We start from the raw sequence: 12,809 nt of genomic DNA on the forward strand, positions 1-12,809 counted from the left end.
AGGAGAAGATGAAAATGGCCAATTGGCGTGACCAAATTTTGAAACAATTCAATGCAAATAACGCATTGTATCTTGTCCTTGACAATGATCAGCTACTTTTAGATGAATGGATACTTGGAAAATTGAAAGAGGAAAATATTTATGTAGTTAATTTTAACGAAAGTATTTTATTTCGGTATGAATTTGAACGTGATTATCGAATCAAAATTGAAAATAAAAAAATCTGTCTCCTTGTTAGAGCTGAAGGGCAAGACTATAATGTTTTTCCCTATGATTTAATTCAGTCGGGGCAGCGAACGCGCTTAGATGTTTCGATCATCTTTCCCAAATTCTCAACACCTGTTATCAGGGAGCTTGATAAAGAAGTATATGATGCCTTGTATGCCGCCCAGGAGCGGTATCAAGGCTCTTCTTCTGATAAAGAAACTTTGGATTTTATTGCAAAAAATATTTATAAGTTGCCATATGATATGATCCATAGCCGGGCTGAATTGTGGAAATTGTTATTGACGATTCATTATGAATTAGACTCTGTCCCTAAGGTTATAAAAAGATTCGTTATTGATAACCTAAATCTAAAGACTGATTTAAGGAAACTTCCTATTCAAGATTTGGTAATGTCTGCTCATTTTTTTTATAAATATTTAGAAGATGAGTGGAATCATTTTGTAGACCAAATTAATCAATTTCCACTGCAAAAAAATGGTGTAGCAATTGAACAATTTGCTGAATATTCTGCCTATTCTTTTTCTAATCCACTTATTCGGAGTATTTTAGATAATTTATTTTTGGAAGGGTTAATCAAACGTGTAAAAGGGTATCAGCCTGCTAAATTCCCAGCCTGGATGCATGTCGGGATTGAAATAGATAATGGGAAAGATAATGATGAAAAATTAAAATATCTCTACTTACAGTTAAAGGATGCTAAACTCTCTGAAAATAGGTATAAGGATTGGACCAAGATTGCTCAAGCTTATGGGCAGTTAAAGGCTCTTTCGTTATCAACAGGTTTGTATTCTCAAGAGGTAAATGGAATAAGCAATATAATAGATGAACATTTTGAAAAATGGATGCTTTATCAATATGGTTCGCTGATATCGTTACCTCATTTGCCGGTTCCAAAAATGGTTCACCAGATACCTCATTATATTGCAAGCCAGAATGAGGATAAGGTTGCTTTATTGGTAATGGATGGAATGAGTTTTGTCCAATGGTTTCAGATTCGCGATCATCTCGCAAAGGACGGATTATCTTTTGAAGAAAATGGGGTATTTGCCTGGGTCCCTACGCTTACAGCAGTTTCCAGACAAGCGATATTTTCTGGACTTAGACCATCTTATTTTGCTAATTCTATATCAACAACAAATAAAGAATCTTTTGCTTGGACTACGTTTTGGGAGGATAGAGGGATCTCACGGATAAATGTTTCCTATCAAAGAGGTTTAGGACAGGCATTCTATCAAAGGGAGAATATCTCGCCATTAAAACAATCTAATATAAGGGTTTATGGAGCGGTTATAGACATAATCGATAAGGTTTTACATGGAGCGGTTCAAGGATCAAAAAGTGTATTTTCCGAATTAAATATTTGGTTAGAAACGAATTACCTACTAAAACTTATTCAAGATTTGCAAAATGAAGGTTTTACGGTTTATATAACTGCCGACCATGGAAATAGGGAAAGTGTCGGAATTGGAAGAATAAATGAAGGAGTTATTGCTGAGACAAAAGGTGAACGGGTCCGTATTTATGATTCAGTAGAATTACGAGATGCGGCTGCAGAAAAATTTGATCAATCAATTAAATGGCACGATATTGGCTTGCCGGAGAAATTTCATGTACTATTAGCTAAGGATAGTTTAGCCTTTGTGAATAAAGGGGAGACCATTATAAGTCATGGCGGTATTAGTATGGAGGAAGTTATTGTTCCTTTTATTAAAGTAATTTCTTAAACTTGAGGTAGATTATGATGGCAAAACCAATTGGATTTGATCAAAAGGTGTTACTGCATCACCTTGATTTTACTGCAAATGAAGCACGCAGGTTGCAGCGAAAGGAAATGTATGAGGTTTTGGACAACTTCCTACGGGCAGATATCAGCGGTCCCAAGTCGCGTAAAAATACAGTAACAATACTGATGAAAATATGGTATTTAGTTGAAGAAGATCATCGATTAATTCGCGACCGGGCACTTGAGATGATGCCATTTATAAAACCTGTTGAGAGATTATTGCTTCATTGGTGTATGACAATGTTAGCATATCCTTTCTTTAAAGATTTAGTTAAAGAATTAGGGCTTCAATTTCGGATGCAAGATGTCATTCCCAGCAAGACTTTAGGAAGTAAAATGAAAAATCTATATGGAGAGCGTCGTAAAGTGGAAGTAGCAACTAGTGCGGTTTTGACGAGTATAAAGTCTTGGGGTATTACTGAACTTCAAAAAAATCGTGCTTATTCAATGGCAAAAAAAATGGAAATCCATTCACAGGAATTGTTGCAGTTGATGGCGGAAGTATTGCTTACTATTAATGATTCGCATATACTCCCGATTGAACTAATGAACAACAATGTCCTTTTCTTTCCGTTTCATTACGACATTTCAGTAAGCGATTTAATGAAAAATAAGTTTGAGCTTATAAAAAGCATTGATATGACTATGGTAGAATTGAAAAGCTAATTCCCTTATTCCTGTGAATAGGGGTTCTTTTGTAGGAGGGGATTCCTATGTTGAAAATTGGTGATATAGTCAAGGGGCCGCAATTTCCCGAGACAGTGGAAATAAAGAAATGTGAAGCTATCGATGATACTTTTTATGTGATCGAAGCGATAGGGAGAAATTCGAATCAATTCTTTGAACTGTTAGTAGAAAAAGATGCATTTACTTCAATGGAGCGATTAAATACGCCTGAAACTGAAAACCAACAATTAAGTTCGCGAGATATCCACCATTACTTGCTTTATAATACAATGCAAAATGAAGTGATGTATGCGAAGACAAGGGCACTAGGGAATGCAAATGTCTTACCATTACCACACCAAATTGAAGCAGTTTATGGACGAATGCTGCAAGTACCGCAGATCCGATTTTTATTGGCGGATGATCCAGGGGGCAGGAAAGACAATCATGTCTGGTATGCTTATTAAGGAACTTAAAGCAAGGCATAGTGTCGAGAGAATATTGATATTGGTTCCACCTCTTGTTCTTAAGCAATGGCAGGAAGAATTACAGGAAAAATTCCAAGAGTCATTCCATATCATTAATCGGGCCGTTGTGAATGAATATGGGGGTAAAAATCCATTTATTTCAAACAATCATTGCCTAGCTTCTGTCTATTGGGCCGCTAAGGATGATGTTAAACAGCTAATTAATAAGGCCCAATTCGATTTAATTATTGTTGATGAGGCCCATAAGATGGCGGCTTATACACATGGAACAATCAAGAAAAAGACGACACGGACAAAGCTTTATCAGTTGGGTGAAATGATTTTAAGAAAAGTACCGAATTGTTTGTTACTTACTGTGACTCCTCACAAAGGTGATATGGAAAATTTCCGCCACCTAATGAGGCTCATTGATGAAGATATTTTTTCAAGTACTGGCGTTAATGAAACCCTGAGGGAGAAAAGCAATCCGTTTATCATAAGAAGATTAAAAGAGAACTTGGTGAATTTTGATGGCACTCCGATTTTCCCGAAACGGACGACAAAAACGATCCAATACCACTTAACAGATGAGGAACTTGACTTATATTATTGACAGCTTATCTTCTCTTATGCAGGAAGCAATTTTACATCGGGAGAAGTTAGATGATGTCGTTTCAAGAATGGATAAAGCCATTTCTGAAGAAAACTTAAAACTGTTAAAAGTATTGAAAGAAGAGCGACTGGATGAGGAAACAATCGACATTCCATCACTCAAGCGTGAACAAAGTGATATCATCGTTAGAAAGATTCCTGTTTTAAAAGATTTAATAAATGGATTTAATAAAGCCTCCAATTTCAGGAGGCTTTAATAATTAGTCTTTTTAAACCACAGGCTCTGCCTGTATGCAAACAAAACTTGTAGAGCTGTACCAGAAAAAAACTCCAATCGTTATAATAGAAGATGGCCGTCAAACCAACTTCAAATAACGAGAGGAGTCCTGCTCATGTCGAGCGACAATAGTTTATCACATACAAGGTGGAATTGTAAGTACCATATCGTTTTCATTCCAAAATATAGAAGGAAAATTGTGTACGGAAAATTAAGAAAAGATATTGGAGCGATTTTAAGAAAACTATGTGATATGAAAGATGTAGAAATAATCGAAGCATACGCAATGCCAGATCATATCCATTATAGGAATTTGTTAAAATTAAACGTAAAGGAAGAAAATGAGGAAAGAAACATGTTAAAACAAGATGAAATGAATTTTATTCAAAAATATATCTTGAAAAGTGGGGAACAGCTCGATTTTTCGATGAATGGTGATACTTTTATTGATGCGAAAATAATCAAACGGACGGAAAGAACCTTTCGATTGACGGGATTATTAACTTTCGCTCAAATGAATAGTGAAGAACTTGAAGCAGTTGATGAAGAATTATTAAGGCTCAGCCTGACACCGAAGAAGAAAGTTCAGCTGGAAGACCATCATCCAAACACGATAAAGTGGTTTGAACAAGGCTGGATCATGAAAGAAATCCGTTTTAAAAAAGATGGTAAAACACCTGAATCCCAAAGCTATAGGATGGGCTTTCGTTTGTATTGCTATCATCAAGAACAACTTCGTGTAAAAGAAGCGAGACTGGAAGAGGAATTTACCAGCTGGAAAAATAACTCGGTTATGCTGGTTGAGGTTCCTTCCAAGTTCTCGGAGGAAAGAAGAAGCAGTGCTATCCAAGCATGCCAAGCGTTCATTCATGAACTGTGCCGGCTCCAAATTAACGATCTTAATGACTACTTTTCTGTAACTTGGCCAGTTTCTAAGAAACTAAAATTTCTTCATTTTTTATCCGCTTTTTTACAGATATGCCTGAAAAAGGAAGAGTTCGATTGGAAAGAGATCGGTGCTGGCTATTACAAAGAAATAGGCGGTTCCAAGCAATTCGACGCGAATAAGGAAGAATTTCTCGAACAACTGGAAATCATTACACAATGCCCAGCAGCCTTATTGGGGATGATCAGCCTCGGAAAAATCACTCCGCTCTATTTTTCAGGACAAATAACCGGGCAGTACTCTACCTATCAATATGGCCCGGTTCATGCGTTGACAGATCTATCCATCTCTGAAGAAAACTATTCAACCAATGCAACGAACATCTGGCTTGTTGAAAATCGGGCGGTATTAACACGGATGGCTGCTGAGAAGGATTTCTTAAAAGAAAATCATTCGCTCGTCATCTGTGTGGACGGGCATGTCCGTTCTTCCCATAAGCTTTGTATAGAACAGCTGTTAAAAAACAGCAGTGTGGAGCAGGTGCTCATTTGGAGTGATTATGATCCGGACGGGTTGCAGATTGCAAAGGAATTGTGCTCCATTGTCTCTCATCAACTGCTGGTAAAATGGGTTACTGCAGATGGGGAGACGTTGACAAACTGGGAGAAATACGAAAACTATATGCGGGTATTCCTAAAAAATAAAAGGATGGAACAAGAAGTAGTATTAGGAGGTGTAGCACAATGGAAAAAGTGGATCCATCATTGATTTCCATTTTCAAAGCTGATGAATCAGCTCCGGAAGTAATGCAGTCGATGTGGGATCTTGCTTGCTTATCGGGAGTGTTGGGAGATTTAACGTCACAGAATACTTTTCAAACGCCGGTGGAAATATTACGTTTTCTGCGTATCATCCAATTAATCAATGAGGAAGCGCTTGGATTGGATGACCCGATTGAAAATTCGGAGACCGTTTATTATCGCTACCGGAACCGCTATTCCGACCCGGAACCGCCCAGTAAAAAGAAGGTTGATCAGATTATTAATGTACTGCTTAAATATAATTGGATTTCAAAGCAATCACGGCTATTGAAAATGCGGGATACCGGAAAAAGAATGATGGATGCCCTTATTCGTTTGGCGAATGACTCGTTGGCATACTATCTTCACGATGACATTGGCCGAGCGCTTTTTCAAGCGAGACGTGATGCAGAATTGAGCGAAGCCTATGATGATCACGGCATTTCCGGAGGCAACAAAATTGCCAGCATGGTCCGGAACGTGGAGAATGCCCTGCAGATCATCAAAGAACGTGAGCTGGAATTACTGGCCGACCGCAATGCGCTTCCGCAGCTTGAGGTGATCCATCAATTAATGCAAGAGCTTGAAGGAAAGCTGCAGGAACGCTTCCGCCAGTTTCAAACACTCGAAGAAAGCTTAGTTCTCTCTGATTTAATGCAAAAAGGAACAGCCATTCTTGCTGAGGGAACGAACTTAAGCTTAGGAATGATTAACAAGTATTTAAAGTTTACGCATATGCAAAAGACACCGCTGTCTTCCACCATTCGGCCGGAAAAAGTACGTGAATTTATCATTCAGATGTACAATCCTCCACTTGAATCAGACATCCCGAATGTTTTTCAATTATTCAGCTTTATGGAACAAAATCAGTACGAGGATGAGGCGGTAGACGGCATGTGGTTTCCGGTTAAATTTGCTCCTTCCCTGCCGCCAGAAGCAATTGATGAAGCTGTTCATTATTTAGAAACGTATGAGCCATATGTGTCACCGTTGGATGTAACGGACGAAGAGATTGATTTTATTGCGGAGGAGATTTCTGAGGAGGAATTGGACGAATTAATGGGAAACTCCAATTGGCTGCTGACGAAATCAATGATTAATACAGAAGCCATTGAAGCTTTTTTTGAAGATCATGAAGAAGCGCCGATGGAGCAGGTCATCGTTGAAGCGACTTCATCCGAATGGGGCGATGCCATAAATGCCATTACGGCGATCTCAGCTTTAGTAGGGAGTAAAAAGGTTACGATAACGAAAGCGCACGAAAATATCAATCTGCCAAAATATGAACGGAAATGGGAGTGGTTGAACCGTGACGATGGATCCAGCATTATCAGGAAACGAAATAAACGAATCGACTCAGATAAAAATGAAGAATGATGAACTGAATGTGAGTCCCCTCAATGTGATGCAGTCTTTAAAAGGAGTCTTAACGGAGGAAGAGGAATTGACCTTTATGAACATTTTATTTTCATCCTCCGCTTCAATCCGTTCAGGGAACTTTGGGCTTTCTAGAAAAGAAGTAGAGAAGCAGCTAAAAATCCAAGGGAATGAAGAAAAATTTCATTCTTTTTTAACAAGAGTTAATCAGGCGCTCAGCCGTTACATGAGGGTCATTTATGATGAACGGCGCGACCAGGTGATTGTAATGATGCGAGTGCCGGCAAGAGCAGCCCGCAGTACACTGACAAAAGAAAGTTTGGCCATTCTTTTGTACATGTTTTATCAGCAAGAGGTTTTACAGCAGGAATTCACCCTTTTTGATCAACTCCTTGATGCTTTTGGTCATGAAACCACAAAAGCCAATCAGCGAATCTTGATCAACCTTGATCCCCTTAAAAAAATTGGTGCGATTGAAGAGTACGATACCAATTCTCAGGAAAAAGCCTATCAGCTGACGGCAATCGGTGTTCATATGTTTTCAGACTCTTTTTTAAGAAGAATGACGGAGTTCAGCCAGTCCAATCAATTAAATAAAGAAGAAGTGTTGAAATTTTTTAAACGATATAACTTATATCAGAAAGGGGAAAACGAATGATTCCATGGCGCTTTCAATTTTCTGGGATTAGAGACTATTCCCCGACATTAATCGATTTATCTGGTGCCAATGACCATATTATGATTACTGGACCAAATGGAGCGGGAAAGTCAACGATTACCTTTTGTATGGGGGCCGTTTTATATTCCGCAAAAGTTGACGTCGAGGGTTTAAAATCACGAAATTTACCCATAGACCAAACGTGGAAGGCGAGAATATCCTTCCTTTTCAAAAATGATGGCTTAATGAAGATAGATGCTCCTGAGTATATTGAATTCACCTTAAAAATTGTCCAGGATCCGGGACAGCCCGTGAAAAAAGAATACAGTATTTCTACCGGAGATCGGATTGATGAATGGGAAGAAGTAATACGCTACACTTCAGGGGATCGTGTGTTTAATTTTTCTGCCTACAAACGGGACCTGCAATATAAATATAAGGTCGATCCCGATCTCTTTTATTTAATATGGTATCAGCAGGAAGTAAATCAATTTGCCGTCATGCATCCCGAGGAGCGCTTCCGTATTTTTAGCGAAATGCATGGGATCGATCGGGTGCAGCGCGATTGGGAAGAAAGCATGGAAAAGGTGAAAGATACAGAGGAAACGGTCCGCATTGCCGAAACGAACGTAAAGCTTTTGAAACAAGAGCTATCAATGAAAAAGAGCGCATTAGACCGCTTTTTGGATAATCAAAAACGGCTTCATGAGGGCGGAAGGCTTTATATTGAATCATTGCTGCTTTTGGAAGCCCATTACAAGCAGGAAATTTCCCGGTTAGAGGAGTTAATTGACCAATTTGATGATGATATCAGTGAGTCTAAAGATGATCTGATTGTAAAAAAGAGCTTAAAAGAAAAAGATGAGCAACAGTTGGAAGCTTATAAAACTGAACAAGAACAGCTGGATTTAAAGATTAAAATGGAACAGCAAAAAGTAAAGGACACAGGCGTTGGCCTTAAACAAATCCAAGCAAGAATTGATGCCCTTAATGTGGAGCTAGAAGAGATTACGGTGCGAAAAAAACAGATTATGAGAACAGAAGAAGAAGTAAAAGCAGCGCTAGCAGCTGTTTCAGCGGAGCTTGAGCAAATCAGTCAAAGCTTGGAGCAGAACAAATCGGCATTACAAATGAAAAATACCTTCTGGAAAAAGAAGGTGGAACTGACAACCCGCCTTAAACAAGAAATTGAGTCGGATGAAAGATTAAAAGTGATCCATCTTGAGAGACTGCAGCAATATGGAAGCAGCTATAAGGTTCAAGAGAAAATAGATAGGCTGGATAAAAGAGTGGAAGGTAATAAGGACCACAAGTACAGCCTATTAAGAAAAAGGGACGAGCTTCAAGAGGAGTACAATTTGCTTGTGGATGAGCGCAATTTATCGTCCAGGCAGCAGGAATCAATACGCTATTTCCGTAAGCGGCAAATCAAAGCCTATCCTCTCCGTGAATTAATCGAGTTGGACAAGGCGGCACAGGTGAAGGATGAGCATTTGTTTGAAGCAATCAAATATACCATCTTTTTTGACGGTAAGGAGTGTACACCCCCAAATGATTTATATCATGTGCCATTAATGACAGTTCGACCTGAGCGTGTAATCACCAATCTGCCGGCACTTCATTTGAAGGTGAAAGAAACCCTTTTGGAACAAGACCTTCCACAGGCCATGAAAGCATTATGGTGGGTGGAACAATTTTTTAAAGACGGTCTGTTCGCGATTAAAAATGGAGTATTAATCGACCCGATGGGAATCCGTGGTTCCCAGGAGAAAAATCAATATATTTTAAGTGTAAAAGCCTTAAAGCACAGGAAGCAGGAAGTAGAGAAGCTGTTAATCGATTTGAATTCGAAGCTGGAAGTTATTGAAACAGAAATAGCCGTGGATACGAAATCCATCCAAGAGCTGAATAGTGTCATTCATCAGGTGAAAGAATCAGAAGCATTTATGGTTGCCGAACACGAGCGGGTATTTCGGAATCAGAAATATGAGGATGAAATAGCCGCGCAAAAGACGATTGAAGAAGAAATTACGAAATTAAAGGAAGCGGAAAGTGAACTATTAAAGATGCAGGCAAGGCAATCCTTTTTTAAAGGAGTTTTAGACGATGAAATGGCTGTATATATTGAACTAGGAAAAATGAAGGAAAAATATGAGGAACGGAACAGTCTGCAAAAGAAGGCCGACGAAGAAAAGGAGTTTTTGAAAAAACAAAAGGATATAATTGAAAGCCTTGAAGATGATTTTGATGAGTTGGACCGAAAAATGACGAAGCTGGAGCGGGATATTCGAAACTGGCATGATCATTTGGAGGATGCTAAGCAGAAAATTTCTTCTCTTGAAAAGCAGCAGAAAAACTACTCCGATGATCAAGAAGCGGCGCAATTAGAGCTTGTTAAAACGATTAAAGAATTAGAGGATTTGAAGTATTTAGTCCCTGATATTTATACCACTACGGCTGCTAAAACTTCCATTGAACAACTGCCTTCTGTTGCAAAAATAAAACAAAACCGAGAAAATGGAAAAATTGAGTTTCAGAATGCACGGACAGAATCGGGTATTGACCCTGCAGCCGAAGAAAATTATCAAACAGTTAAACTTGAATATGAGCGGCTTGACAATGAATACAAACGGACAAAAATTTTGCTTGAACAGGATATTGAGCGAATGGAAAACCTGAAGGAGCAGCTGGAAACAACAATTAATATGCGTGTGCTCGAGCTTCAGAAGCGTTTTAAATATTATATGAGCCAGTTTCAATTTGAAGGTGAAATCAGCTGGGAATCAATTGAAGACAGAAGAAGTCGCACTCATTTTTATTTGTATATTAAAGCTCGTAAAGAAGGTCATCGCGGTGCTTTAGAGGATGTAAGTGTTAAAGCCAGAGGGGGAAAAGTGGGCAAAGGAGTATCAGGGGGAGAGGAATCTTTAAGCTCTTTACTATTTGCTTTAGCTCTTTTACAAAATCTCCAAACAACCCCAGACTTTATTGTTATGGATGAATTTGACAGTGCGCTAGATGAGATCCGCAAAGTGAAGGTATTTGATTTGTATGTGCAGGAATTAAAGAGAAAACTGGTTATCCTGACACCGAAGTCCCATGAGCCGCAATATTTGGACAAGTTCGCAAAAGCATTTGTTGTCCAGCATGACCCAACCATCCCGCGAAGCAAAGTTATTGGGCTTGTGAAAAGTGTTGGGATTAATTGATTGAAAAGGTCAATTTCATTCCATAAATTTAATACTTTGAAAGCCACTACAAGTAGGCAAATATCTATCTTTAGTGCCTTTCATATTACAATGGTATTACTGCAAGGCATTAGATGTAGTTTTTTTGTAGAACTCAAAAATAAATAACTTTACTTATAGACTTTTGGTATTCGGATTTTTTATTTCTTGGCAAAATCTCAAAAAAGCGAGTTGAAATTCGAATGAATGATATATTTCATGCGATAGAGGATCGTGCTGAAAATAGATTTTTGAGGCATGGCTGGAGCTGCTTTCTTATGGAACAATTTCAAAAATAGTACCTTGGTTAAAATCAGTCACTTTTGTAGAGCCATACACCCCTAAATATAGTCTTGTTTGATCCAGATTTGTTCCCAAACTAACGTAATAGGCTGATTGAGACCCAAAGTGATCATCGGTTTCAATGATACGATAATCATTTAATTTACCATCTGTTCTTACCCTTGTATAAGCTAAAACCCCTCTGACCGGAGGCCGAGATTCTTCATGTCTCGCAAGATCAGTAAACACAACGCTTCCCGTTAAAGCGGGGATTTCATCCCCCATATAGGGTTGCACTCCTGTAAGTGCAGTTCCTTCAAACTTATCGGGGCGGGGATCTTGATGAAAATAACTAGTAAGAGGCGGAAGACGCTTCACTGAAGTTATGACCGCTTCATCGTAATAAGCAATTATCTTCTCATCCAAAGTCGGATTTGCCGAACAGCCCTTTATAATTGAAGTGGGAAATGCCCCTTCCCATCCTCGCCAGCCAAAATTAATAAATCCTTCTTGGTCAGGTTCGATGTTCCTCAAAGAAGCTTGAATAAGCTGCGTAACCGGTATTGGTTTATAATGTACGAATGAAAAAATTGATTCTGCCAGATCCTGACCGACATTTCCTATATATTTGACATACTGATTAAAAAGTCTTTGAAAGGAAATGCCTGGTATATTGCGAACCCCTTTGGCGATTACCGTCAGAGTTTCCTGAATCGGGGCGGGGAGTTCGTTAAAACGTGTGACCGCGGGGGGATTAGAGATATTGGTATTCTTTACTACGTCGATTTCAATTATTTTACCGGCTATTTCCATATTATCCTGGCTTAAATTAAAGTGATCATAGCCTGCTCCGCCATCTCCGCTTGTTAACACAAGTTTTCCTGTTTCAGGTGAAAAGTTTAAACTATTGACACCATTATGATTATAGAATGGTCTTCTAACGTTAAGTAATGTCCGTCGTTTTTGAGGTTGACCATTCGCTTGTAGGATCCATTCTTCCACTGTATCGATATGATCATAATGAGCTTCTCTATTTGTCCACCTTAGGTTTAAGGTTTTGGGATCACACGGGTCAGGTTGAAAACGTTCAGAAAGAGCACCTGGACCTTGTGTTCCGGCTACCGAATAATGAAGGTAAAACAAACCGTTATAAGAAAATCCGGGGTGAAACGCCAGTCCGAGCAGTCCCCGTTCATCATAACCACCAGAAGTACCAAGTTTGATAATTTGCGGGCGAATATCTAAAAAGGTCCTAACATCTCCATTTCCTATGTAAAAGATTTCTCCTGGCTGGGTGGCAATGAATAATCTTTCAGTTGATTCACCCGGGAGGATCGCTGTTTTCAAAACGGTGGGTAAATTGATCCTGCTAACAATGGGCCGTAACCGAACCTTTACTTTTCTCACTTAACATGACACTCCTTCCCATTGTTTTTAATAAAAATATGATTCGAACGGTTCGGTTAGTACTAAATACGACTAGGAACCTAATAAGATATCAGCGTTTATAACTACACGGTGAATTTTTCAATTATATGAATTTTGC

8 protein-coding genes and 2 pseudogenes are annotated in these 12,809 nt (G+C 38.8%); 9 read left to right on the plus strand and 1 reads right to left on the minus strand.

Going from position 1 to position 12,809, the window contains the following annotated elements; translation table 11 throughout:
• Positions 1–14: 14 nt before the first annotated feature.
• From pglZ to JK635_RS11130, 9 genes and pseudogenes are all read left to right on the plus strand, one after another.
• Complete coding sequence (gene pglZ, locus JK635_RS11095) at positions 15–1,952, plus strand: BREX-3 system phosphatase PglZ (RefSeq protein WP_202654001.1); 1,938 nt, start codon at positions 15–17, stop codon at positions 1,950–1,952.
• Between the two features lie 14 nt (positions 1,953–1,966).
• Positions 1,967–2,677 carry a hypothetical protein gene (locus tag JK635_RS11100; protein ID WP_235888022.1) on the plus strand — a complete coding sequence of 237 codons (711 nt, stop codon included), beginning with the start codon at positions 1,967–1,969 and terminating at the stop codon, positions 2,675–2,677.
• Between the two features lie 47 nt (positions 2,678–2,724).
• Positions 2,725–3,751, plus strand: a pseudogene (locus JK635_RS26895) (DEAD/DEAH box helicase); the annotation flags it as partial.
• Positions 3,741–4,013 (plus strand): hypothetical protein, encoded by a 273-nt coding sequence (locus tag JK635_RS11110; protein WP_202654002.1) that lies wholly within the window; start codon positions 3,741–3,743, stop codon positions 4,011–4,013. The pseudogene JK635_RS26895 and the gene JK635_RS11110, both read left to right, overlap by 11 nt.
• 135 nt (positions 4,014–4,148) lie before the next feature.
• A pseudogene (gene tnpA, locus JK635_RS24250) lies at positions 4,149–4,337 on the plus strand (IS200/IS605 family transposase); the annotation flags it as partial.
• Between the two features lie 210 nt (positions 4,338–4,547).
• Positions 4,548–5,687 carry a DUF7281 domain-containing protein gene (locus tag JK635_RS25480; protein ID WP_368857088.1) on the plus strand — a complete coding sequence of 380 codons (1,140 nt, stop codon included), beginning with the start codon at positions 4,548–4,550 and terminating at the stop codon, positions 5,685–5,687.
• Entirely contained in the window at positions 5,663–7,096 is a 1,434-nt protein-coding gene (locus tag JK635_RS11120; protein ID WP_202654004.1) for a hypothetical protein, read from the plus strand. Before JK635_RS25480 ends, JK635_RS11120 begins: the two co-directional genes overlap by 25 nt.
• Positions 7,086–7,754, plus strand: a complete 669-nt coding sequence (locus JK635_RS11125) for a hypothetical protein (protein ID WP_202654337.1) — start codon at positions 7,086–7,088, stop codon at positions 7,752–7,754. The genes JK635_RS11120 and JK635_RS11125 overlap by 11 nt, the downstream gene beginning before the upstream one ends.
• Complete coding sequence (locus JK635_RS11130; protein WP_202654005.1) at positions 7,751–10,963, plus strand: coiled-coil domain-containing protein; 3,213 nt, start codon at positions 7,751–7,753, stop codon at positions 10,961–10,963. The genes JK635_RS11125 and JK635_RS11130 overlap by 4 nt, the downstream gene beginning before the upstream one ends.
• A 294-nt stretch (positions 10,964–11,257) precedes the next feature.
• Here JK635_RS11130 and JK635_RS11135 read toward each other — a convergent pair whose 3' ends face one another.
• On the minus strand, positions 11,258–12,670 hold the full coding sequence (locus tag JK635_RS11135; RefSeq protein WP_202654006.1) for a PQQ-dependent sugar dehydrogenase: 1,413 nt from the start codon (positions 12,668–12,670) through the stop codon (positions 11,258–11,260).
• Positions 12,671–12,809 lie beyond the last annotated feature (139 nt).

This window comes from Neobacillus paridis, from assembly GCF_016765675.1.
Lineage (GTDB): Bacteria > Bacillota > Bacilli > Bacillales > Cytobacillaceae > Neobacillus > Neobacillus paridis.